Below are 24,148 nucleotides of genomic sequence, written 5' to 3' on the forward strand. Positions count from 1 at the left end.
GCGGCACGCAGCGACGGCGAGACCGTCTGGTCTTCCTTGAGCTGCTGCCGGACCCGCTCCAGGGCCTCGTCGACGTTGATATCGCTGATGGTCATATCACCGCATAGGTGTGCCGAATGATGCTGTGCACTATGCCAGAAAAATCAGCTGGTTGGCGATACCCCATCCGCAGCCACCTGAATAGTTACCAGCCAGTTTCGTCGCCTGCCCAACCCGGATCTGGTGATGTACGTCTTCCCTCATCTGGCCGGGTCCGAGCAGGTGCCGGTCCCTGGCTACTCCACGGTGTTTCCCCTCTACCAGCGCACCCAGTACGCCATGCCCGGCGAGAGCGCTCGCCCGAACGCGCTGCTGGAGGGTCGGGGTAACGAGGGGAGGGCGCGCTGATGTCCAAGTTCGACGACCTGATGAACCGGCTGTTTGGCAGCGCCCCGGCCGGCGACAGCGAGCCGGGCCAGACGCAGGAAGCCGTGCTTTCAGACCGGGATAAGGCCGAGCAGGGTGAGACGCAGGCGACCGAGACGCAGGCGCTGGCCACGCTCAACAGCGACGTTAACGGCCGGCCGCTGGCCCTGCCCCGGGGCAAGGCGCCCTCGGTGGCCGAGCTGCGCGCGCACTTCCGCCGGGCGCCCTCGTTCAGCAACTACCTGCCCTGGGTGGAGTACCTGCCCGAGTCGGGCTGCTTTCTGCTGGAAGACGGCGTCTCGGTGGGGGTGGTGGCCGAGGTCTTCCCCATCGCCACCGAGGGCCGCGCTCCAGAGTCTCTGGAGGCGATTCGCGACCAGATTGAGGCCGCCTTTCAGGACAGCCTGCCGGAGTATGAGCAGCACCCCTGGGTGGTGCAGCTCTTTGTCAAGGATGAGGTCGATGCTCGCCCCGACCTGGAGCGCATGCGCGACTATGTGCGACCCCGGGCCCGGGAGACCGAGTTCACCCAGGACTGGCTGGCGAGCATGGGTGCCCACCTCAAGGCCATCTCCAAGCCGGGCGGGCTGTTCCAGGATGACGGGGTGACCCAGACCCGCTGGCGGGGCCAGACCCGCCGCACGCGCCTGGTGCTCTACCGCTGGCTCGGCAAGAAGCGCCAGGCGGGAGAGCGTCAGCGGGGGCTCTCCCCCGAGCAGGCCGCCAATCAGGTCTACGACCGGCTGGCCGCCGCGCTGCACGGCGCGGGCCTGCGCCTGGAGCGCTACGACGGGCGCGCCTTTCACCGCTGGCTGCTGCCCCGCTTCAACCCGCGGCCGCGGCTGGCCCCCGATGACCCGGCGCGCTTCTACGCCCTGTGCGACTACCCCGAGGACGCCGATGACGTGGCCTGGAACTATGACCTGGCCGAGGGAATGCTCTTCAACTCGCCCCGGGGCGATGTGGAGACGGGGCTCTGGTGGTTCGATGGGCTGCCCCAGTGCTGCGTGGTGGTGGAGGAGATGCGCCGTGCGCCGGTGGTGGGCCACCTCACCGGCGAGGTGCGCCGCTCCGACGGCCAGGCGAGCAACGCCCTGATGGACAAGCTGCCCGAGGGCACCGAGGCGGTGCTGACCATCGTCGCGACGCCTCAGGAGCCCCTGGAGGACCATATCAATCGCCTGCACAGCAAGGCGGTGGGCGACAGCGTGCTGGCCCGCCAGGTGCGCGAGGACTGCGACACCGCCCGCCGCTACCTGGGCCAGAACCACAAGCTCTACCAGAGTACCCTGGCTTTCTTCCTGATGGGTGAGAACGAGCAGGACCTCCAGCAGCGCAGCATGGCGCTGGCCACTCAGCTGCTGCAGGTGAACCTCTCGCCGGTGGATCCTGAAGATGAAGTCGCCGGCCTGAACACCTACCTGCGCTGGCTGCCGATGAACTTCGATCCGGAGCAGGATCGCAAGAACCGCTGGTACACGCAGTTCAACTACGTCCACCACCTGGCCAACCTGGCGCCGGTGTTCGGGCGCGGCCGCGGGACCGGGCGTCCCGGGATGACCTTCTTCAACCGCGGTGGCGAGTCCTTCAGCTTCGACCCGCTGAGCCTCGAGGACCGCTCGGCCAACGCCCACATGCTGGTGTTCGGCCCCACCGGTGCCGGCAAGTCGGCCACCCTGAACGGTGTGCTGAGCCAGGTCATGGCCATGCATCGCCCGCGGCTCTTCATCATCGAGGTGGGCAACAGCTTCGGGCTGCTGGGCCAGTATTTCGAGCGCAAGGGGATGAGCGTCAACCAGGTCAAGCTCTCGCCGGGCTGCGGGGCCAGGCTGCCGCCGTTTGCGGCGGCCACGCGGCTGCTGGAGAACGAGGTGGAGGAGCGGCGTCTGGCCCGGGATGCCGAGGATGCCAACCCCTTTGAGGAGGCGCCTCTGGAGGAGGACGAGGAGCAGCCCGACGAGGAGCGCGACCTGCTGGGCGAGATGGAGATCACCGCCCGGCTGATGATCACCGGCGGCGACCCCAAGGAGGAGCGGGAGTTTCGCCGCGCCGACCGACGCATGGTGCGCGACGCCATCTACCGGGCGGCGGAGAGCTGTCGGGAAGAGGGCCGCGACTGCATGACCCAGGACGTGCGCGAGGCGCTCTATGCAATCTCCCGCGACACGGAGATCCCGGAGGAGCGGCAGCGCCGCGCCTATGACATGGGCGAGGCCATGGGGCTGTTCTGCGACGGCTTTGACGGCGAGGTGTTCAACCGCCCCGGTACCGCCTGGCCCGAGTGCGACGTGACCATCATTGACCTGGCCCACTTCGCCCGGGAGGGCTACGAGGCACAGCTCGCCCTGGCAGTGATCAGCGTGACCAACATGATCACCAACCTGGCCGAGCGCGACCAGTACAGCGGGCGGCCTATCGTCCAGGTCATCGACGAGTGCCACCTGCTCACCGTCAACCCGCTGCTCAGCCCCTATCTGGTCAAGGTGGGCAAGATGGGCCGCAAGCTCTCCCACTGGATCTGGATGGCCACCCAGAACCTTGAGGACTTCCCGGACGCGGCCCGCAAGCTGCTCAACATGATCGAGTTCTGGCTGTGCCTCTACATGCCCCCGGACGAGATCGAGCAGGTCAGCCGCTTCAAGGAGCTCACCGCCACCCAGCGCAAGCTGATGGCCTCCGCCACCAAGGTCTCCAAGAAATACACCGAGGGGGTGGTGCTGTCAGGTCGTCTGGAAGCGCTGTTCCGGGTGGTGCCCCCCAGCCTCTACCTGGCCCTGGCCGGCACGGAAGGCGAGGAGAAGGCCGAGCGCATGCGGGTGATGCGCGAGCAGTGCTGCTCGGAGCTTGAGGCGGTGCTGCACATCACCCAGCGGTTGGACGAGGCCCGGGGTATGGGGTCCGCGACGTAGGCACGGGTTTAGAAAATTCGCTGAGGTTGGCCTAATATTCCAATTCTGATGCTCAAATTAAACTGCTTTGGTTTATGATGAGCATCACAGTTAGCTGATTGGGCAATCTATGGCGACGAAAGTAAACCGGCTGTGGCAGCAGATCCCCCATGGCGCCGTGGTCACCACGGCGTGGCTGGAGACCCACGGCATCAGCGCCAACCATGCTGCCAAGCTCACAGAGGCCGGCTGGTTGAGGCGCCTTGGGCGCGGCGCTTACTGCCGGGCAGGCGACCCGCTGACCTGGGAGAGCGGGGTCTTTGCGCTGCAGGCGCTCAGCGACCCCGCTGCACCGCCGTTCTGGCCGGGCGGCCAGACAGCCCTGGCTCTGCAGGGCTTTGCCCACTACCTGCCCATGGGGCACGACACCACTCACTTGTATGGGGCGGGGCGCCGCTTGCAGCTGCCGCTGTGGCTGAGCTCAGCCGACTGGGCCGGGGCGATCGATCTGCATCAGGACAAGGGGCTGCCGGAGGATCTTTCCGGCAGCCTCATGGACTACAACCCGCCCGGGGTGGGGTTTGCCCTGCGGATCTCGACGCCGGAGCGCGCTATCCTCGAGTGGATCGCCATCACGCCAAACGAGCTGCTGTTCAGCAGCGAGCTGGTGGACACCTTCACCGGGCTCAATACGCTGCGCCCGCGCCGGCTGCAGGCGCTGCTGGCAGGGTGCCGCTCGGTGAAGACCAAGCGCGCTTTCCTGGTGCTGGCTCGTCATGCCGGCCACGCCTGGTACCATCGACTTGAAACCCACAGCCTCGACCTGGGGAAGGGCAAGCGGCAGCTCTGCAAGGGAGGGCGGTTGGACAAGGAATATCAGGTCACGGTCCCGGAGGCGTTCACGGATGAGCATTGAGGCCCGCTATCACGAACAGGTGCGCCTGTTGGTCGCGCTGTTGCCCTTTCTGAACGACGAGCCCTGCTTTGCCCTTAAGGGAGGCACGGCCATCAACCTCTTCGTCCAGCCCTTCCCGCGGCTGTCCGTCGATATCGACCTCGCCTACCTGCCGCTGGAGCCTCGTGACGAGGCACTGCAATGCTGCCGCCAGGCGCTGCAGCGGCTGGCACAGGCCATCGGCACCCAACTGCCCGGGGTAAAGGCCGAGCTCCAGGATAACCGCCGCGATGAGCTGAGGATCCTGGTGCGCCGCGGCCGCAGCCAGGTGAAGGTCGAAGTCTCACCGGTGCTGCGCGGCACCGTGCACCCGCCTCAGCAGCTTGACGTGGTCGAGGCCGTGGAAGACGAGTACGGCTTTGCCTCGGTGCCGGTCGTGTCGTTGCCAGACCTCTATGGCGGCAAGCTCTGCGCTTCGCTGGATCGTCAGCATCCTCGCGATCTCTTCGATGTGAAGCTGTTGCTGGACCAAGGCGGCCTGGATCGCAGCGTCTTCGAAGGCTTTCTGGTCTACCTGCTCGGCCACCCCAGGCCAATAAACGAAGTTATCAACCCGAGGATGAAGCCGCTGGAGGCCATCTACCGCGAGGAGTTTGTCGGTATGGCCATAACCGACATCCCGCTGCCGCAGCTGGAGGAAGTACAGTCCAGGCTGCTGGAACGGCTGGCCCAGCTGTTCACCGATGACGATGCTCGCTTTCTACTTTCGTTCAAGCAAGGTATGCCTGATTGGTCGTTATTCCCTGTTCAGGGTGTTGGCCAGCTGCCCGCTGTGATGTGGAAGCTTGCCAATATCAGGAAGATGAGGGCTGAGAAGCATGGTCAAGCCCTGGAGGCGCTTGATGAGGTTCTGAGAAAGCTCAGGTGTTAATAGACATAATGTACACTGGACAGTATCTAGCCAGTGCGCTAGGTTTCATTAGATATTTTTCATTGGCTGCTATCGACCCAAAGCCGACATGGTGGCAAAGGCTGCATGTTCGTTCATCGGGGATATGTAGCATGCATGATGATTGGTGTTATACTGCCGAGCTATACTTAAGTCATAGGGTTTTCAATGGGTTGTGAGTGTTTTTGCGTGCGGTATAATATTGTTGAACGCGCATGCTCGTTCAAGTCAATAAACGAGCGCGCTATCTAATACCTGTTATGCATGTCGCATGGAGTTCCTATAATGATTGAAACTATAAAAATACTTGCAGCAATTAGCAGCATCATCGGGTCTGCAATTCTTGCTTATCGTGTCACGGGTATATTGTCTTCGCTTTCGTTCGTGGCGAATTGCCATGAACTGAACATCCAGCAGTTGATGCCAGATCATCAGGGGGACATCTATAACCTAGGAAATTCAACCGCCCATGTTGAGAAGGCCCAGAAAAAGGGGCTTTTAATTACAGGCTTTGTGTTACTAATAGCATCTGGCGTGCTGCAGCTCGTCGCTTTGGTAATGGTGAATGCATAACCAAGCGCAGCACTTCGCAGCCTTCGGCTGCCGGACGCTCGCAAGCTCGCGCCGGTGTGCGCGGCGTTAAGGCTATATGGCGACAGTCCAAGTCACAGCTATCGATGATCTATAGGAAGAGCTTTGAGTAACCGATTCCGTTTCAATTCGATTATTGATGATATTGAGAAGTTCAACAAAGCTCTCAATCAGCAGCTTTCGCCCACCATTAAAGCTGTAAACGAGCTGAACAGGCAAATGGGTCCATATGCTGAATTTGCGAAGAATTTGCAAAAGCAATTGGCTCCATTCCGGAGCCAAGCTCTGGAAATCCAGGAGAACCTGAACCTATTCTCAAAAGGGCTCAATCAAGCACTTTTTCAGAATTCCGATTTTCTGAAAGCTTCTCGGCAAGCATCCGAAATCGCCCGAAGAATTTCGGCGTTACAGCCTGAAAATTTATCTGAGATTTATTCCCATGTGCTGCGTGAGTATGCAGATGGTACTGCTTCTGACCCGATTGAGAACTCGATCAATGAGATCGAGCAAAAGGCCTCATCATCCAGAACGACTCTGAGTCTTGAGTTTTACATAAGCCTAGTTTTTACTCTTCTGCTCGCGTTGATCCAGCAGAATGAGTCAAATGAATTCAATGACGAATTGATGCAGAGGCTGGATAGGCTAGAATCGGAACTAGTTGAAAAGTATGAAGTAGTTGCTAACGAAGAACAGGATTCATCGTTTTATATAGTGCAATTGAATGTTAACTTTCGCGAAGGGCCTTCTACCAAACACTCAGTTTTGGATGTTCTCTATCCGAATCAGAAGGTCAGGCTCGTAGAGCGAAAACAAAAATGGATCAAGGTTGAATTCTACGACCATATTGAAGACGTGCATAAGCAGGGTTGGGTTTACAAAAAATATTTGCGCTTACTCAATCCAAAAATACCGAGTACATATCAAAGGCCTTAACAAGTACGGTCAAGGGACGCTCCTGACGTCGCGCCCCTGCCGCTGGCGTTAAATATCAGAAATATCTCAATAGCCGCTTCTGGCCGAAAACTGCCCTGCCTGCCATGTTTCCGGCAGGCAGGACGAAGAAAGTTAGTCCTCAGTCCTCACCAGCCAACTCTCAACCGTCTCGGCACCATGCTCCTCTTTCCACGCCTTCAGCGTCTTCTGGTTGCCGCCACGGGTTTCGACGACTTCGCCGGTGTTCGGGTTCTTGTAGATCTTCAGCTTGCGCTTGGCGCGGCCGGTACTTGTGGTGCTAGCGGCCTTGGCGGTGGCCGGCTTCGGGTCCAGCAGCTTGATGACGTCAGCGGCTGATTTGTCGAACTCGCGCATCAGCGCCTCTAGCTTGTCCTTGAACTCCAGCTCGGCCTTGAGGCGGTCGTCGTTCTTCAGCTTGTCGAGCTCTTCCTGGAGCTGCTTGAGCTGCTGTTCTTTCTGCATGTAGGTGTTGAGAATGGACATGCGTTTCCTTGCGTTGGGTGAGTGTTGGAGACAAGTATGGTGGCTGCTGTTATTTGAATCAATGCCTCTCTTCAATTAGCCGGGGCTGTGGCAGTTGCCAGCATGATGATGGGTGCGCTGAGCTATTGATGGGTGATGCTTAAGAAAACACCCTGCGGCCGAGTTAACATTTCCTGGTGCCGCCCTTGATGGTCTCGGTAATGCTGTGTCAGTTCCTTGTTCTACTGGAGTGGCAAGCATGGAGAGACACCACCCGCGCCGCTGGCTGGCCGCTTTCGTGCTATTCCCTTGCCTCGCAGGCCCTGCACTTGCCGAGCCAGCTATCGAGGTCTTTACCACTGCCGGGGCGCCGGCAGTCAATGTGCCCTCGGGCGTGGCGGTGATCGAACTCGATGCCTCCGGTCGCCTGGATGCCGAGCTGTCGCAAGATCTTCCTGCTGATCCCGAACTCGCGGAGGCCATGATGCGTGAGCGCATGGCGACGCCTGAGTGGCAGGAGACGGCCGACCGCTATGCCGATAGCTATCTCGGGCTGGCCAGGGCCTGGCAGCTGGGTATCGAGAAAGTCCCTGCCGTGGTGATCGATGGCCGCTACGTGATCTACGGCCAGCCTGATGTGGCGGCGGTGCTGAGAGAAGCCGAGCGGTTAATGGGACAGGGGGGCCGCCGATGAGGCCCTTCAAGACCGTGGTGGCCGTGCTGGGCGGTGCGCTGCTGAGTCTGGGCGTAGTGGAGCGGCCTGCCCAGGCGCTGACGACGCCGCAGATCGTTGCCTCGTCGCTATCTACCCAGTGCCTGGACTATCAGGTCATCGGCATCTGCGTCTGGCTCAACTGCTCCTGGTCGGGCTGCTCGATCCGCACTTCGGTGCAGGTGCGCCACTATATCCCCGAGCTGGTGGTCTCCAGCTACGAGAACACCGGCGACAACCCCTGGTGGGAGGTAGCGGCGCTGTCGCCGCCGCTGGGCGAGGCGCTGGCTGGTGGGCAGAGTACGTCCGATGCCAACCGGGCTCAGCACGAGCACCTGCGCTTCAAGAACGTGGACGCCATCGGCCATCCGGCCGGCAAGGCCTTCAGCAGCTTCGCCAGCGCCTTCGGCATGACCTGCGCCGGGGCAGCGACGCCTTTTCAGCCCTACCACCTCTCGACCCTGGACGTCCTAGCGTGGCGCAGCGGCATTCCCGAGTCGCTCTACCCGGAGGCGCTGACGCCCGGCGTGCGTGAGCTGGGCCAGCCCGGCGACCTGTGGGGCAACATCTACCCGCGTAGCGGCTTTCTGACCCAGGTACACGACTACAAGACCGCGGCGACCACCGCCCAGCGCTCCGCCGATGTCGTCACCCGCCCCGGGCAGCCCCACGTCTACACGCCGCTGGTGGCCGCCAGCCGCGACGGCTATTGGCCGCCCGGGCCGGTCAAGGAGGGCGATGCCTCCACCCATCGCTGGCAGCGCCTGACCCCCAATATGAGCAACGCCTGCCGAGTGTGGCCGGACCGCGGCGTCACCGACACCTACGCCGACCGCCTGGACGCGGGCGGTGACTACGCCTGGTCGCTGTGGCGTCCCTATCGCTGCTGCCAGCGCCGCGGCCAGACCCTGCTCTACGCCGTCCCCTGAAGGAGAGAAGTCGATGAAAGGATCTCGCACGCGACGCTTCACCCTCACGCCGCTGGCCGGCGCCCTGGTGGCGGGGCTGCTGTCTACCCATGCTGCCCAGGCTCAGGCGCAATCCGCCGATGCCCTTTACTACCAGATCGGCGGCGCCTCGCCTTTTAGCGTCTCCGCCGGACGGGGCTACAACCCCAACAGCCGTGGAATCGGCATTAGCTGGAACATGAATGCCACCTGCGGCAACTTCGATATCGGCGCCACAGTCTCCAACCAGCTCAACGGCATCACCAACGGCTTCCAGAACCTGATGGGGACGGTGGTTCAGAACGCCCAGAGTGCCGTGGCCTCGTTGCCTGCCATGGTCATCCAGCGGGCCAACCCGGGTCTCTATGACCTGCTAAGCAACGGCGTGCTGCAGGGGCGGGTGGACTTCGACCGCGCCTCCATGTCCTGCCGCCAGATGTCCGAGCGCATGGCCGACATGGTCACCGGGCAGGGGTGGCAGCAGATGGCCGCGGCCGAGAGCTGGCAGAGCGCGGCGCAGTCCAACGCCGACGTGGTCTCGGCCCAGGAGCAGGTCGACCAGTCTGGCGGCAACCAGGGCGTGACCTGGGTGGGTGGCCAGCGTCGCGGAGGCAGCGGCCAGGAGCCGATTCGGGTGGTCGAGGACACTGCACGCGCTGGCTACAACCTGCTGCACGGCCGTGACGACACCACCAGCACGGCCCCCATTGCCGGGGGCGGTGGCGGCTGGGGATCGGTGGCCACCAACGAGGGCTCCTGGATTGGCGGCGGTGGGCTGGCCGGCGCTTCCGGTGGGAGCGGTGGCGGCGCAGGGTCAGGCAGCGGGGCAGGAAGCTGCCTGGGCGGCATGTGCACGGTCTGGCAGAGCCCGGAGGAGGCCGCCGAGTGGACCCAGACGGTAATCGGCGAGCAGTCGATTCGCACCTGCGACGGCTGCGAGCGCAGCGAGACCCGGGCCGGCAGTGGCCTGGTGCGCGAGCTGGAGCGTGAGCAGCAGGAGGTCTATGAGCTGCTTCAGGGGCTGGTCGACGGCAGCGAGCCGCTGACCCCGGAGAACCTGCGCCAGGTCTCCGCCGGCGACGGCCTGACCGTCTCCCGCGGAGTGATCGAGTCGCTGCGCAGCGACCCCGAGGCCTCGCTGCTGATCCACCGCCTGAGCGGTGAGATGGCCCTGGCCAGAACCCTGACCAAGGCGCTGTGGGCGCGCCGGCTGCTGCTGGCCGGCAGCAGCGACCCGGGCATCGCCGACAACGAGCAGGGCGTGACGGCGCTGGATCGCAAGCTGGTGGCCCTGGATCGGGATATCGAGTCGCTGCGCTCGGAGATGGAGATCCGCCAGGCGCTGGGCAACAGCGCTGCCGGCATCGCCCTGGAGCGGGCCGCCCGGCGCAGCCAGAGCGCCTCGCAGGGCGAGACCTTCCGCCCGGATGCGGCCCTGGACGGTCGCGGCCGCCCAGCCGGCGAGGAGGATGGTGACTGATGGCCCCACGTGTTTTCTCCTGGCTGAATCCGGCCCGCTGGCCATCGCTGCTGCTCGCCATGGCGGTGCTGGTCGTCATGTTCCTGCTGAGCGGCGCCATTCTCGCCGTCAGCGTGCGGCTGCTGGGCGGGCTCGAGGCCCACCATAGCGCCTGGCAGGCCGCCTGGCCGTGGCTGCTGGCCTGGCGGCTGAGCCTCTACGCCGCGCTGGCCTTGGTCTGGTGGCGCAGGGTGCGCCCCCTGGCGGTGGCGCGGCTACGCCGAGATCGCGACGATGGGCAGCAGGCGCTCGCCAAGCTGCGGCGGCTCGAGCTGATGGCTCTGGGCATCCTCGTCCTGCTGGAGGTCACCAACCTGATCAACCAGTTGGGAGGTGCCTGATGGGGGGCCTGCTGACCGCGCCGCTGGTGGTGTTCGACTACTTCGCCAACGCCATGACGCTGCTGGGCTGGATCATCAACAACGCCATCTGGAACGTCATGGTCGGCACCGGCATCGCCGCGGTGCCGTTCATCACCCTGGTGCTCTCCGAGTGGTTCAAGGCCCGCCAGGAGGGCGATGAGGCGGGGACCAAGGGCATCCTCACGGTCAACCGCATCGAGACCCGGCTCTACGCCATGATCCTGGCCTACGCCTTCACCTGCCTGCCGCTGCTGCAGGTCCAGCTGGCCACCGCCGATATCGACGAGAGCCGCTCGCTGGAGTGCGGCACTCGACAGTTCGCCTCGGGCGGCTGGTCCGAGGGGGCGTTCGGTGCGACCGAGAGCTCGATCGGTGGCCAGCAGGCCAGGATTCCGCTGTGGTGGGCGGGGGTGCATGCGGTGTCCCACGGGCTCACCGCCGCGGCGATTCACGCCATTCCCTGCTCGACGGACTTCGAGTCCATCCGCATGGAGCTGGACCTGCACAGCGTTGAAGACCCGGGGCTGCAACAGGAGGTCGGCGAGTTTCAGCGCCAGTGCTTCGGACCGGCGCGCAACCGGCTGCTGCAGGAGGGCGGTACCATCGAGGCGACCCGCGCCGTGGACGTGGACTGGATCGGCTCGAACTACTTCCAGACCACGCCCGGCTACTACGACAGCTTCTACGCCGGGCGGCCCATCGCCGGCTTCCCCTACGATGCCGACCGGGACGTCTCCCGGCCCAACACCGGCCCGGGGATGCCGGGCTACCCCTCCTGCCGGGAGTGGTGGTCCGCCGAGAGCGTTGGCCTGCGGGCCCGGCTGCACGAGGAGGTAAGCCCCGGGTTCTGGGACGACTTTCGCAGTGTCTTCACCAGCAGCGACGCCGAGGACTACGTGATCCGGCGCCTGGTCAGCCCTCGCTCGGGTGCGGCCAGCGGCAACCTGGATCAGGCGGTGGTGGGCTTTCGTGGGCTGGACGGCGGCGGCTTCTGGGATGCCACCGTGACCGCCGGCGCCATGGTGGGCGGCACCCTGTCGATCCTGCCCTTCCAGGCCGGCATGGACATGCTCAAGCAGGCGCTGCCCATGGTGCAGGGCATCCTGGTGATGGCCATCATCATCTGCCTGCCCTTCGTGATGGTCATCTCCAGCTACAGCTTCAAGGTTGCCGGCATGGCCACCTTCGGGCTCTTCGCCATGTGGTTCCTAACCTTCTGGTGGGAGCTCGCCCGCTGGATCAACGCCAACCTGGTGGATCTGCTCTACCGCAGCGATGCCGCCAAGCTGAGCTGGCTCTCCGCCGCCAATAACCTCTACGACCGCATGGTGCTGCAGTTCGTGGAGGGGATGATGTTCCTGGTGCTGCCGACGATCTGGGTGGCGGTGCTGGGATGGGCAGGCCTGAAGTCTGGTGCTGCTGTGGCCAAGGGCATCGGCGACGGCGGTAATCCATCACGACAGTCGGGAGAGAAAGGCGGCGGGCAGATGCAGTCTTCGGGTTCTGGAGGGAGGCTCAAGTGATGGGAGCGAGCCAGCTCAGCTGGCTCGGCTCAGTACATCCACTCGCCATCCTGATCGTAGACGGTGCCATAGCCGTCATCGTTGAGACTAGCTGAGGCTTCTTGGGCTGTTTCGTCATCCATACTGGCCGATAGCCCCTGAGCTACACCCCCAGCCACTACTGCCGCTCCTCCGGCCACCCTGCCGGCTCCACGGGCGATGCGCCTCCACCCCTCCTGGGTAGTGGCCGTTTGGGCGGTGGACTTGGCCACGCCCGCGGCAGAGTCGCGCAGCACGCTCAGCGACTCTATCGTACTCGCCTGGGTGTGCCAGCCATCGGACCAGCCATCCTGCTGCACACCGTCGAGAGCCTTCCGAGCTTTCCAAGCTGCCTGGCGGCCAGCGCTGGCGGCTTGGTTGAGAAGTGATTTCAGCGCCATGGGCGTCCCTCCCTGGGTACATCAGCCTTCTAGCATAGACGCTTGAAGGGTGAGCCTCCACCGGGTGGAGCTCACAAAGGCGCGAGGGCAAAGGCTGAAAGGCAAAAGGCCGGAAGGGAAGGGGGCTCAAGGGGAAGGGGCTTGCCCCGAAAGGCCGGGGAGGGTGCGGGCAACAAAGGGAAAGGGCAAAGGGTTGCTGCCGGCGCTGGTCGCTTCTCACCTTACCGTAGCGCCGCCTGCTTGAAGCGGCGCTGCAGAAAGAAACAGCAGCTTTTGCAGAAAGCCTCCTACCTAAATCACTGATTCTGCTGTTTTTGCACTATGCGCTTCCCCTGCGTCGGCGCACCTGTGCAGAATGAAGCGCTGTCTGCATCTACCGACAAGGAGGTCGCCGTGGGATTTCGCTTCCAGCGCCGCATCACCCTCGCGCCGGGTATCCGTCTCAATCTAAGCAAGCGGGGCCTCGGGCTTTCGGTGGGCCCGCGAGGCGCGAGCCTCAGCGTGGGGCCAAGGGGCGTTCACGGCCACGCGGGCATTCCCGGCACCGGGCTGGCCTATCGCCAGAAGCTCAACGCCCGGGGCCGTTCTGCCGGGCGCGGGAGCAGCGGCGCCGGCCGCGCAAGCCCCGCGGCGGGCCTGGAGGCGCTGCTGGCTCAGGGCGAGTCGCTGCCTATCCGGCTCGATATCGACGGTGATGGCGGCATCCATTACGCCCACGGTGACGGCACGCCCATGAGCGACGACGAGGCGCGGGTGCTGCGGCGGCATGCCGGGGAGTCTCTGCGCGAGCAGCTGGCACAGCACTGCGAGCGCCTCAATGCCGACCTGGATCGCCTGGGGCGGCTCCACGAGGAGACGCCCCATCCGGATATCACCGGCTACGTCACCCGAGACTTCGCCGAGGCGCCGCCGGCGCCACCGGCGCTGCGTCAGCCCGCCTGGTGGCATCGGCTATGGCCGCCCGCCAGGCGGCGCGTTGAGGAGGAGAACCGGCGCCGACAAGCGGCCTTTGATCGGGCCTACCGGGACTGGGAGTGGCGCAAGGCGACGCACGACGAGGCTGAGTTCGCACGCCACCTTCGCGAGGCGGAGGGTGTGCTGCACGACCCGGACGCCATGGAGCAGACGCTGCGTGAACGCCTGGAGGAGATCGACTGGCCCCGTGAAACCGCCATCGACTTCGACCTCGGCAGCGACGTCAGCACCATTGCCGTGGATATCGACCTCCCCTGTGAGGACGAGATGCCCGACCGCTACTGGACCATGCCTGCCAAGCAGATCAAGCTGACGCCTCGCCGGCTCAGCGACACCCGGCAGCGTGAGCTCTATCGAGATCACGTCCACGGCATCGCCTTTCGCGTGCTGGGCGCGGTGTTCGCACGCCTGCCCGCCGTGCAGGAGGCGAGAATCTCCGGCTATCGCCAGATCACCGACCCGGCCACCGGCGGTGAGCGCGACCAGTACCTGTTCAGCGTCAAGGTCACTCGCGAGCAGTGGAACAGGATCCACTTCGACAGGCTGGAGCAGGTGGATCCGGTAGCGGCCATGGAGGCCTTCACCCTGCGCCGCGACATGACCAAGACCGGCATCTTCCGCGACATCGAGCCGTTCAAGCTGGTGTAGCAACCGACTCTCAGTTCCCCTTACCCATCCGACGTGGCTGGCGTAACATTGCGTGCAAAGAGCCATAAACGAGCTGGCCAGGGCTCCAGGCCTCGTGGAGGCAGCTCTGGCGCCACTGCAGGGAGCAACCGATGCGCGACGTTCTATCCACCTGTCAGCCACGCCCCGAGATCCTGGCGGGCACCTTCAACCCCGAGATCTTCACCGCCAGCCTGAGCAAGGTGCTGGGTGACTATCGTAAGGGGGAAGCTCGCGAGGGAGCCGCTTCGCTTTACTCCGATCCGGTGGCCTTCTTCCGCGATGCCACGCACCCCACCCAGGGGCTGTGTACCATCCTGGACAACGCCCTGGCGCGGCTGACCAACGGTGACCTGTCGCGTCCAGCCATGCAGCGCCTCGATACTGCCTTCGGGGGCGGCAAGACCCACACACTCATCGCCTTGGCCCATGCCGCCATGCAGGGGCAGCCGCTGGCTGAGCACATGGCCGGCATCCTCGCGCCCGAGCGCTTGCCGGCGCCGGGCCAGGTGCAGGTGGTTGGCATCATCGGCGACACCGTGGATACGCTGCGTGAAACTGCCGGTGGCGCTGCGCCCAAACCGAATACCCTGTGGTGGATGATCGCCCAGCAGACGCTCTCCTCGGAGCAGCAGGCCTCGATTCAGTCGCGCCTGGACGATGCCTCGGCGCCGGCGTCGGATGAGTTCTTCGAGACGCTGTTCGGCGACCGACCGACGCTGATTATCATCGACGAGATCGCCCAGTATCTCTCACGCATGGAGGCGGCCTTCCCTGGTGTAGGCGCCGAGCAGTCGGCGGCCTTCCTGATGTCGCTCTCCACCTATGCGGCAGGCAGGGCCAATGTCTCGGTGGTGCTGAGCCTGGCCTCGGCCACCAATGCCTTCGGCGACTTCAACAAGCTGATCCGCAAGCTGCAGTCCACCCACAGCATGAGCTCGGCCGAGGCAGAGGCTGTAGTGCGCGAGGCGCAGCGCGGCGTGCTGGACGTGGTCAACCGAACCTCGGAGGCCACCACCCCGGTGCAGGAGGGGGATCTCTCTCGCATCATGGCCAAGCGCTTGTTTGTCTCCGTGGATCATGCGGCAGCCAGTGAAGTGGCCTCGGCATTTATCGAGACCTACCGCCAGGCTGGTACCGATCTTCCTGCCGGTGCCAATGACCCGCAGCTGCACGATCGTCTGGTGGCGCACTATCCGTTCCACCCCACGCTGATCGAGTTTCTCTCAGAGGAGCTGGCCCAGGTGGAGAGCTTCCAGGGCACCCGCGGCCTGCTGCGTACCCTGGCGCGCGCCGTGCGCCGTATCTGGGAGGCTAAGCTCGCCATCCCGCTGATCCAGACCGGTCATATCGATCTCTCGGACAGCACCATCCGCAATGAGCTGCTGGGCAAGACCGAGAACAGCGACCTCGTCCCCGTGCTGGACTCCGATATCAGCAAGGCTTCTGGCACCCAGGCCACCAGCCGCACCGTGGCCGGCGAGCTGGATGCCGCCAACCCTCATCCGGATGGCTACCCGGTGCATGAGTGGGCCTGGCGTGCGGTTTTCCTGCACAGCTTGATCGGCCGTGGAGGAGGCCTGCAGGACGAGAAGTTCGGTATCGACATCACCTCGGCGGTCTACGAGATGGCCTCGCCGGCCATCAAGCCCGCTACCGTGCGCTCGGCGCTGGAAACCATTGAGCGAGAGGCCAACTACCTGCGTGAGCGCAATGGGCGCCTCTACGCCGATACCGTGCCGACTCTCAACAACATTCTGCGCCGCATCGAGGGCAACGTCGCCCATGCCGAAGCGATGACGCGGGTCGAGCAGGTGGTGCGCAGCCTGATCAAGGGCTCCTCTGTGTTCGATGTTCACCCCAACATCGATAACAGCGAAGGCATCCCTGACAAGACCCCTAAGCCGCAGCTGGGCATCCTCGCCTTCGAGGTGGAAGAGATGGACCCGGCGCGCTTCATCGAGCGGCGCGGTGACGCGGTGCGTCAGTACCAGAACCAGGTCTTCCTGCTGGCCCCCAGCACCACTCATATCGCCGGCACTACCTGGACGGAATCGCGCACCCACCAGGAGCACCGCACCCGGCAGAACATCCTCACCCTGGCGCGCAAGGCCATCGCCGTGGAGCGCCTCAAGGAGAACCCCGAGAACTGGGGCGTCAGCCATGAGCAACTGCAGAAGGGTGAATTCAGGGAGCGGGCCGCCAAGAGCCCGGCCGAGCTGCGTACCGCCATCGACGAAAGCTATCGCTTCCTGATTTACCCGGGCCGTGAGGGCGGCCGAGTCGTGGTCCGCGATCTCGGCAAGCGTGGTGCCGGCCCCACCGCGGGCGGCTCCGGCGGTATGCACCTGGAGGATGCCATCCTCAAGCAGCTGGCCGATGAGGGAGAGCTGATCACCGACGATCGCGCCTCCACGGCAGAAGCCATCACTCTGCTCGGCAAGCTGTTCTTCGATAGCCTCAAGCAGGTCAACGTCAGCGACTTGATCGAGCGCTTCGCGACTCGCCGGAACTGGCCGATCCTGCAGCGCCCCGCGCTGTTGGCCACCGTGCTGGTGGAAGGCGCCAAGCGCAGCAGCTGGTGCCTTGGCCATATGCCCGACAAGGACAGCCACAAGCCTGATCCGCTCTACCATAAAGACAACCCGCCTCCGCTCACGGTAGAGCCTCTAGAGAAAGGTGGTGAAGGCTGGATCCTCTGCACCAAGGAGCATGCCAAGCAGCTTGGCTGGCTGGAGAGCATTGTCCGCGACCCCAACACCGTGGGTGCCTGGATACGTCAGGTGATCGATAGCCGCGATCAGGTCGATCTCGGCCAACTGCCACAGATCATCGAGCAGGAGCACGACAAGGTCGATGCTCACGTCTACCAGCAGCAGTTGGAAAACCTCTTCGCCCAGCGGCAGCTGGTGGCCTACCCGCGGGAGGCCTTTAATGAAGAGGGTGATGCCGACCCCGACCAGGCGATGACCGGTGACAGCGTGCCGGTGGGCGGGGTCACCAGCGGCATCGTGGTGCCCTACCAGACGGCCCAGGCCCGCGGATGGATCACCAAGCCCAAGGTAGAGAACCGATCCTTCGTGCTGCGTACGCCCGAGAAGATCAAGCAGCTCTTCAACCTGCTCTCCGGCACCGGGCTGGCCCAATCGCAGACCGAGGTGCAGGCGCTACAGATCCGTGCGGAAACCCCCGACAAGGCTCCTTTCCAGTTGATGTTTGGCCAAACTAAGGTAGGTGCTCTAGTCGAGAGCCGCGCCCTGTTTGCGGCGCTGAATAACCGCGTACGCTTTACGACCGAGAAGCATGAGGTTCGCCTGACGCTGGGTGAGCTGGACCCGAACTGCAAGTTCACCAAGATGCTAGAGCAACTGGAAGGATAATCACCGTCGATGGCCACTACCGCAAAGAAGGCGGCCCCCCGCGCGCGCCGCAAGAGTCACCAGGCCGATGAGGCGCAGCTGGCCAAGCTGGCCAAACGCTCGCCCTATGTGCTGCGCCTGACGCGCCACAAGGACCTGCCGCCGCCGGTGCTGATCATCAAGGAGCGCATTGCCCCGGAGGACCGCGACGACATCGAAGGGCTCACCAACCCGCGCGCCAAGCACGTGGAGCGCGGTACCCTGCATGGCGAGAGCGTGCGCGCCTGCCTGCCGGTGCTCAAACGCATCCTGGAAGAGGTGAAAGACGAGCAGGGCATTCCCCTTGGCCTGGAGAGCTATATGTCTACCCAGGGGCTCAAGCGGAGTGATCTCAACTTCCCCCTGGATGAGGCCGCCGGTGCACGCCTGGCGCTGTTCTTTCGCCTGCAGAGCAAGGTGAAGGACATCGACCGCATCGAGCTGATCGGCCGCCGGGTGGCGATGTTCTCCCGGGAGGAGGCCGTCTACTGGCTGGCCAACGTCACCACCGCCGACCCGGCGCTGCGCAGCTGGGCCACCAGTGGCCTGCGCATGCTGCTGTGCGGTGAGGCCGGTGACAAACGCGTGCCGCGCATCCTGGAGAAAGTGCGTGCTCGCGGCTGAGCAATGACATAGCAGTTGCCTGGCGGGTACCGCCAGGCACGCAAGGTAACCGGGCGCCAAGCGCCGCCGACATCATCAGCCAGGCCCGCCGCCTGGCTGTCGCTTTACAAGGAAGCAGCACCATGGATTTCAGCAACGACCAGCGCCTGATCGAAGCCGGCTTTCCCTGCCACCAGGTGGGGGCGGAGACCCAGCGTGAGCGCGGTGCCAGCTCGGCACTGCCGCCGCTCTACTACCTGCACGTCTGGTGGGCCCGGCGCCCCCTTACGCCTAGCCGTGCGGCCATCCTGGCCTCTCTGCTGCCTGCTGATGCCGACTCCGAGGAGTTTGTGAAAGGCCTTGGTATTCGACTGCAAGTAGCCGAAGTGGGTGGTGTTGGTTGGGTGCTGAATGAAGCCAAGCTTCGTGATCGCGTCACTGTGCAGGATGGTCAAGCGATACTGGAAGTGGATGGCGTCATTCACCGTGCCCTGATCAAGGAGCAGGAAGCACGTTACGAGCAGCAGTCACTAATCGGGGAGATGCTCAACAAGACACCTGAGCTTGCAGAGGAAGAGGCGATACAGAAATGGCAACAGCTAGTTAAGGATTTTCCTTATTTGCCCCAGAAGGGTGAAAGGCTCCACGTTCACGAAGAAATGGGTGACCCGGCTTGGTTCAAGGAGTTAATGGAACTTGCTAAGCAAGCTGGAGTGAGGGTGCCAAACCTTTATGGCTATGACCGTGCGTACCAGAATGCGGCACCGCTTACCAAAGACCCCAAGGTGATCCTCGATCCCACCTCGGGTGGTGGCTCCATACCCTTCGAAGCGCTGCGCTTAGGGCATAAGGTCATCGCCAACGAGCTTAATCCCGTCGCTAGCGTGATCCTTAAGGCTACTCTTGATTATCCGGTCCGTTTTGGCTCTGGATTGCTGAAGGATATTCAGCGCTGGGGTGAGCACCTTGAGTCTACCCTCGATGAAAGGATGCGCCCTTTTTTCCCTAGCTGCGATACTGAAATTGATCTTTCTCATCCTAAAGCAGTTGATCGAGATGCGTCGTACCTTTATTGCCGCCAGGTAACTTGCCCTCACTGTGCTGGCGATGCCCCTCTACTCAACTCACTGTGGCTTTCCAAGGTGGGTGACAAGTGGGGCGTGGCGGTCAAGCCCCAGCCCGATAGGACGGTGCGCTTCGAGCCCTTCCAGGTGACCAGCGGCAATCGTGGCCCCAACGGCGAAGACCTGGATGCCGGTACCGTTAGCCGTGGCGTGGGCCAGTGTGTGCACTGCCACCAAGCGATCTCGGGTGATGAGGTCAAGCGCCAGGCGCGTGGCGAGTCCGAACTGGGCAAATGGAAGGATGTGCTCTACTGCGTGGTTGGCATCCGGTTAGAGCCCAAGCTCGATAAACATGGCAAGGTGCAGCGTTTCGCCTCAGGTGAGCGGAAGGGAGAGATCAAGACAGGCAAGGTGCGCTACTTCCGTGCGGCGAATCAGAAAGATTTGGAAGCGCTGCATGCGGCAGAGCAGGAGCTGGAGGAGCGTCGCCTTGAGTTTGAGATGAAGGGGCTTATGCCAAATGAGCCTTTTCCTCAAGGTAACGATATGCGCCCGGTCAACTATGGCATGCCAACCTGGGCAGACCTGTTTACCCCGCGTCAACTGTTAGGCCATCTTAGTGTGATGGAGGCACTGCAGGAGGCGAAACCTGAAATTCTCTCAGAATTTGGGGAAGATAAGGGGCGGGCACTGATTACCTACCTTCAGTTTGCTATCGATAAGATTGTAGATTACAACTGCAAGCAGACACGATGGCACTTTGCTCGTGGAGTTTTGGTTGGGACATTTGGTCGACATGATTTCTCTCTAAAATGGACATTTGGTGAGATGGTGTATGCTGGGCCTTCTTCAGGGTTTAAATGGGGCCTTGCTCAAGCGACCGATGCCTATAAGGGGATAGCAGAGCTGGTGAAAGAGCGGAGTGCTCTGGGTGTCGAGGAAGGTGACATTTTTCAGGTTCAAGGCTCGGCGACGGATATGTCTAATGTCGCTGATGAAAGTGTCGATGCCGTTGTAATGGATCCACCTTATTATGACAACGTCCAATACAGTGAGCTCTCCGACTTCTACTATGTCTGGCAGAAAAAAACGCTGGGTGATTTGTATCCAGGTTGGTTTGACCAGGAAGTGACCGATAAAGCGCTGGAGGCAGTCGCCAATCCGGCACGTGATGGGTCGGCCAAGAGTGCCAAGGCGCGCTACGAGGAGCTAATGCAGGGCATCTTTGCTGAGAGCAAGCGGGTGCTCAAGCCGGACGGCATCATGACCCTGATGTTTACCCACAAGAGCTCCGATGCCTGGGAAACGCTGACCAATGCCTTGATTCAGTCTGGCTGGGATATCACGGCCTGTATGCCAGTCGAGTCGGAAAGCGGCTACTCCACACATCAGATGAACATGGCCTCCGCAGCCTCAACGATCTTTATCGCCTGCCGCCCGGCGGATCGCGGTGATCGCGAACCCTCCAGCTGGGCCTACGAGGTCAAGGGCAAGCTGGAAGCTGCGGTGCGCGAAGGCCTTGGCGAGTTCGAGCGCCTCAAGCTTAACCCTGTCGACCGCATGATCGCCTCTTGGGGCCGTGCGCTGCGCGTCTACTCCGCCCACTGGCCGGTGCAGGATGGCGACGATGAGGTGCCGCCGACACGTGCGATGCAGGAAGCGGCCCGCGTGGTGGCCGAGGAAGAGGTCAGCCGGCTTTCTGGAGGCCTGGTCACCGTCGATGACCTGGATGCCGAATCCCGCCTGGCGGTGATTGCGCTCGGTATCAACGGCCTCGGCGACTTCGCCTTCGATGATGCGTTGCAGATGAGTCGCTCTCTGAATTTCCGTCTTCAGCTCAAGAACGGTAACTACAAGTCCAGCGACGATATGGTGGCTTATGCCAACGTCGGTGAGGACGAGCGCGCCGCCCCGCTGGCCATCCGCGGCAATAAGCTGCGCCTGCTCAAGCCGGAAGAACGCGCCGCCGCCCGCCTGGAGAGCCCCCAAACGCTGTGGGACGTTCTCGGTGGGCTGATCGTGACGCATCGTGAAGGTGGCATCGTCGCCGCGCGTAACTACCTCAGCGAGCATGGCAAGCGCGACAGCGACGCCCTGCGCGGCCTGCTCAAGGTGTGGGCCAAGGAGTGCCGCGATGACGAGCTCAAGCGCGAAGCCCAGCTGATCGACTACGAGTTGTAAGGAGAGAGGCCCATGCTCACTGAGCTGCGACTGCAGAACTTCAAGGCCTGGCGGGACACCGGGCCCATGCGCCTGGCGCCGCTGACGGTCATTTTCGGCACCAACAGCTCAGGCAAATCGAGCCTGGGCCATCTGCTGATGGCTCTTAAACAGACGGCGTTGCTGACCGACCGCAAGCGTTCCCTGCATCTGGGCGACGACAACTCGCTGATCGATCTGGGCACCTTCGAGGACTGCCTGCATGACCACGATTTGAACCAGGCGCTAGGTTTCTCGCTGAGCTGGAAGAGCCGCACTCCACTTGAGCTGAGCGACATCCTCAATCCTGACCAGACCTTTTGTGGCGATGAGCTCACCCTGGAGGCAGAGATCGCTGCCAGCAAGGCGCAGCAGCCCGAGACGCGACAGTTCTCCTACTCCCTGGGCCAAGGCGATGACCAGGTGCTCAAGGTTCGGCATGGGCGCCGTGATGGCAAGGCATTTCTCAAGTGCGATCCGCTGCGCCTGGTGCATGCCCAGGGCCGAAACTGGGGCGTCGAATCGCCGGAGAAGTTCTACCGCTTCTCGGACAAGACACTGTCGCGTTACCAGAACGCGCACTTCCTGACCGACTTCGTGCTGGAAGCCGAGCAGCTGCTGGAGAACTTCTACCACCTCGGCCCACTGCGCAGCCCGCCCAAGCGCGTCTACCCTTGGTCGGGAGATACTCCGCCCGATGTGGGGGCCGAAGGTGAGCTGACTATTCCGGCGATACTGGCTGCCACCCAACAGGGGCGGCAGCTCAACCGCGGGCCCAAACAGAAGTATCAACCCTTCGACGCCTTTATCGCCGGCTGGCTGAAGAACCTGGGCATCATCCATGAGTTCAAGGTCGAGCCCATCGCGAAAGGGCGCAAGGAGTATGAGGTGCTGATCCAGGCCCATACCGGTGCGCCCTGGGTGAAGCTGACCGATGTCGGTTTTGGTGTCTCACAAATCCTGCCGGCCCTGGTGCAGGCCTTCTATGCGCCCCCGCACTCGGTGCTGTGGATGGAGCAGCCGGAAATTCACCTCCATCCGCGCGTTCAGGCCAATCTGGCGGATGCCTTCATCAGCGCGATCCATGCGCGAGAGAACGGCGAGAACCGTAACACCCAGCTGATCATCGAAAGCCACTCCGAGCACTTCCTCAACCGCCTGCAGCGACGCATCGCCGAAGGCGAGGTGTCGCCCGATGAGGTGGCGGTCTACTTCGTGACGCGCAATCGTCAGGGTGCCCACCTGGAGCCGCTGCGGCTCAACGAGTACGGGGATATCGAGAACTGGCCTGACGACTTCTTCGGCGACGACATGGAGGACATCACCCAGCGGGCGCTGGCTGCGGCACGCAAGCGCAAGGCCAGGAAGGCACAGGAGGCCGGTGCATGAAGCGAGCCGTGGTCGATACCAATGTGCTGCTGGTGGCGAATCACGATCATGACGATATCTCTGAGGAGTGCGTGATCACCTGTATCGAGGCGATCGACCGCCTGCGCCAGAGTGGGGTCACGGTGATCGATGATGAGTGGCGCATCCTGGGCGAGTATCGGCATAAGCTAAACCCGAACCGGGGCCAGCCTGGGCCTGGCGATGTCTTTCTCAAGCATCTGCTGCGGCAGCAGGCTAATCCCAAGCACGTCGCCGAGGTGTCGGTTACCGAGAGTGCCGATGACTGGTTCGAGGAATTCCCCGACCATGCGCTTCAGTGTGAATTCGACCCGCCGGATCGTAAGTTTATCGCCGTGGCGGCGGCCGATGCTGGGAACCCGCCCATCCTCCAGGCCGCGGACTGCAAATGGCTCAACTGGTGGCAGCCGCTGTCTCAGGCTGGCGTGCACTTCCGCTTCGTCTGTCCGGAGGACGTGGGGCGCTTCTACGCGCAGAAGTTTCCCAACCAGACCATGCCCGAGTTTCCACCAGATGAGTGACTTCTTCCGCTTCCCTCACACCCCGCACCTTGCCTGGCTGGGTGAGGGTGAGCCCCGTGACGACAAGCTGCTGGACACACCCGAGGTGGAGGCGCTGCTCGCGGGCGAGGTGCTGGTGGAGGAGAAGCTGGATGGCGCCAACCTGGGCATCTCCTGGGGCGAAAATGGCCAGATACGCGCCCAGAACCGGGGTGCCTACCTGGAGCCGCCTTTTCGCGGGCAGTTCTCTCGCCTCAACCAGTGGTTGATGCAGCACCTGGCAAGTTTCCAGGCGCACCTGCCCGAGCATGTGATCCTCTTCGGCGAGTGGTGTGCGGCACGCCACTCCCTCGACTACGCCAGCCTGCCCGACTGGTTCCTGGTCTTCGATGTCTACGATCGCCAGGCCCAGCGCTTCTGGAACCGGGAGCGGCGCAATGAGCTGGCCGCGCGGCTCGGCCTGGCCACCGTGCCCCTGTTGAAGAGCGGGCGCTTTACTGCCAGGGAGCTGGAAGCGCTGGTACGCAACGGCCGCAGCGGTTACCGGGATGGCAAGCTGGAAGGCATCGTGATTCGACAGGATGGCCCCGAGTGGTGCGAGCGCCGCGCGAAGCTGGTGCACCCTGACTTTGTCCAGCAGATCGAGGCGCACTGGCGGTCAAGGGCGTTGGAATGGAATGAGCTGGGAGTGAACTAGATTTCGATATTTG

Annotated in this window: 19 protein-coding genes and 1 pseudogene; 18 read left to right on the plus strand and 2 right to left on the minus strand. The window is 63.1% G+C overall.

Annotated elements, in window-relative coordinates; translation table 11 throughout:
- Positions 1–192 precede the first annotated feature (192 nt).
- The 6 genes and pseudogenes from DER72_RS10495 to DER72_RS10515 form a co-directional block, all read left to right on the plus strand.
- A pseudogene (locus DER72_RS10495) lies at positions 193–387 on the plus strand (TIGR03751 family conjugal transfer lipoprotein); the annotation flags it as partial.
- Positions 387–3,314: a conjugative transfer ATPase gene (locus DER72_RS10500; protein WP_110069945.1), complete on the plus strand. Its 2,928-nt coding sequence runs from the start codon at positions 387–389 to the stop codon at positions 3,312–3,314. The pseudogene DER72_RS10495 and the gene DER72_RS10500, both read left to right, overlap by 1 nt.
- A gap of 109 nt (positions 3,315–3,423) precedes the next feature.
- Entirely contained in the window at positions 3,424–4,209 is a 786-nt protein-coding gene (locus DER72_RS10505) for a type IV toxin-antitoxin system AbiEi family antitoxin domain-containing protein (RefSeq protein ID WP_110069946.1), read from the plus strand.
- Positions 4,199–5,119 carry a nucleotidyl transferase AbiEii/AbiGii toxin family protein gene (locus tag DER72_RS10510; RefSeq protein ID WP_110069947.1) on the plus strand — a complete coding sequence of 307 codons (921 nt, stop codon included), beginning with the start codon at positions 4,199–4,201 and terminating at the stop codon, positions 5,117–5,119. Before DER72_RS10505 ends, DER72_RS10510 begins: the two co-directional genes overlap by 11 nt.
- Before the next feature lie 303 nt (positions 5,120–5,422).
- Entirely contained in the window at positions 5,423–5,710 is a 288-nt protein-coding gene (locus DER72_RS16030; protein WP_146209049.1) for a hypothetical protein, read from the plus strand.
- Between the two features lie 123 nt (positions 5,711–5,833).
- Positions 5,834–6,661 (plus strand): SH3 domain-containing protein, encoded by an 828-nt coding sequence (locus DER72_RS10515; RefSeq protein ID WP_146209050.1) that lies wholly within the window; start codon positions 5,834–5,836, stop codon positions 6,659–6,661.
- A 132-nt stretch (positions 6,662–6,793) separates the two neighbouring features.
- Here DER72_RS10515 and DER72_RS10520 read toward each other — a convergent pair whose 3' ends face one another.
- Positions 6,794–7,165: a histone-like nucleoid-structuring protein, MvaT/MvaU family gene (locus tag DER72_RS10520; protein ID WP_110069949.1), complete on the minus strand. Its 372-nt coding sequence runs from the start codon at positions 7,163–7,165 to the stop codon at positions 6,794–6,796.
- 238 nt (positions 7,166–7,403) lie between these two features.
- On the opposite strand from DER72_RS10520, the gene DER72_RS10525 reads away from it, so the two are divergent.
- The 5 genes from DER72_RS10525 to DER72_RS10545 are packed head-to-tail and all read left to right on the plus strand — an operon-like array spanning position 7,404 to position 12,207.
- Positions 7,404–7,838: a TIGR03757 family integrating conjugative element protein gene (locus DER72_RS10525; RefSeq protein ID WP_110069950.1), complete on the plus strand. Its 435-nt coding sequence runs from the start codon at positions 7,404–7,406 to the stop codon at positions 7,836–7,838.
- Entirely contained in the window at positions 7,835–8,785 is a 951-nt protein-coding gene (locus DER72_RS10530) for a TIGR03756 family integrating conjugative element protein (RefSeq protein ID WP_110069951.1), read from the plus strand. The genes DER72_RS10525 and DER72_RS10530 overlap by 4 nt, the downstream gene beginning before the upstream one ends.
- Positions 8,786–8,798: 13 nt before the next feature.
- Positions 8,799–10,283, plus strand: a complete 1,485-nt coding sequence (locus tag DER72_RS10535) for an integrating conjugative element protein (protein WP_110069952.1) — start codon at positions 8,799–8,801, stop codon at positions 10,281–10,283.
- Positions 10,283–10,663 carry a hypothetical protein gene (locus DER72_RS10540; RefSeq protein WP_110069953.1) on the plus strand — a complete coding sequence of 127 codons (381 nt, stop codon included), beginning with the start codon at positions 10,283–10,285 and terminating at the stop codon, positions 10,661–10,663. Before DER72_RS10535 ends, DER72_RS10540 begins: the two co-directional genes overlap by 1 nt.
- The gene (locus DER72_RS10545; protein ID WP_110069954.1) at positions 10,663–12,207 is read left to right on the plus strand and encodes a conjugal transfer protein TraG N-terminal domain-containing protein; all 1,545 of its coding nucleotides are present in this window, start codon (positions 10,663–10,665) and stop codon (positions 12,205–12,207) included. The genes DER72_RS10540 and DER72_RS10545 overlap by 1 nt, the downstream gene beginning before the upstream one ends.
- Before the next feature lie 29 nt (positions 12,208–12,236).
- Here the strand turns inward: DER72_RS10545 and DER72_RS10550 are convergent, their stop codons facing one another.
- Positions 12,237–12,626 carry a hypothetical protein gene (locus DER72_RS10550; protein WP_110069955.1) on the minus strand — a complete coding sequence of 130 codons (390 nt, stop codon included), beginning with the start codon at positions 12,624–12,626 and terminating at the stop codon, positions 12,237–12,239.
- 393 nt (positions 12,627–13,019) lie between these two features.
- On the opposite strand from DER72_RS10550, the gene DER72_RS10555 reads away from it, so the two are divergent.
- The 7 genes from DER72_RS10555 (at position 13,020) to DER72_RS10585 (ending at position 24,135) form a co-directional block, all read left to right on the plus strand.
- Complete coding sequence (locus DER72_RS10555) at positions 13,020–14,249, plus strand: DUF4236 domain-containing protein (RefSeq protein WP_110069956.1); 1,230 nt, start codon at positions 13,020–13,022, stop codon at positions 14,247–14,249.
- Between the two features lie 131 nt (positions 14,250–14,380).
- Positions 14,381–17,647, plus strand: coding sequence for a DUF499 domain-containing protein (locus DER72_RS10560; protein ID WP_110069957.1), 3,267 nt, complete (start codon positions 14,381–14,383; stop codon positions 17,645–17,647).
- Between the two features lie 9 nt (positions 17,648–17,656).
- Positions 17,657–18,289, plus strand: coding sequence for a hypothetical protein (locus DER72_RS10565; protein WP_110069958.1), 633 nt, complete (start codon positions 17,657–17,659; stop codon positions 18,287–18,289).
- A 122-nt stretch (positions 18,290–18,411) separates the two neighbouring features.
- Positions 18,412–21,513: a DUF1156 domain-containing protein gene (locus DER72_RS10570; RefSeq protein WP_110069959.1), complete on the plus strand. Its 3,102-nt coding sequence runs from the start codon at positions 18,412–18,414 to the stop codon at positions 21,511–21,513.
- Between the two features lie 12 nt (positions 21,514–21,525).
- A complete protein-coding gene (locus DER72_RS10575) occupies positions 21,526–22,920 on the plus strand; it encodes a DUF3696 domain-containing protein (RefSeq protein WP_110069960.1) in 1,395 nt (464 codons plus the stop codon).
- Positions 22,917–23,459 (plus strand): hypothetical protein, encoded by a 543-nt coding sequence (locus DER72_RS10580; protein ID WP_110069961.1) that lies wholly within the window; start codon positions 22,917–22,919, stop codon positions 23,457–23,459. Before DER72_RS10575 ends, DER72_RS10580 begins: the two co-directional genes overlap by 4 nt.
- Positions 23,452–24,135, plus strand: a complete 684-nt coding sequence (locus tag DER72_RS10585; RefSeq protein ID WP_110069962.1) for an RNA ligase family protein — start codon at positions 23,452–23,454, stop codon at positions 24,133–24,135. The genes DER72_RS10580 and DER72_RS10585 overlap by 8 nt, the downstream gene beginning before the upstream one ends.
- Positions 24,136–24,148 lie beyond the last annotated feature (13 nt).

This window comes from Halomonas sp. A11-A (assembly GCF_003182195.1).
Taxonomy (GTDB): Bacteria; Pseudomonadota; Gammaproteobacteria; order Pseudomonadales; family Halomonadaceae; genus Halomonas; species Halomonas alkalicola.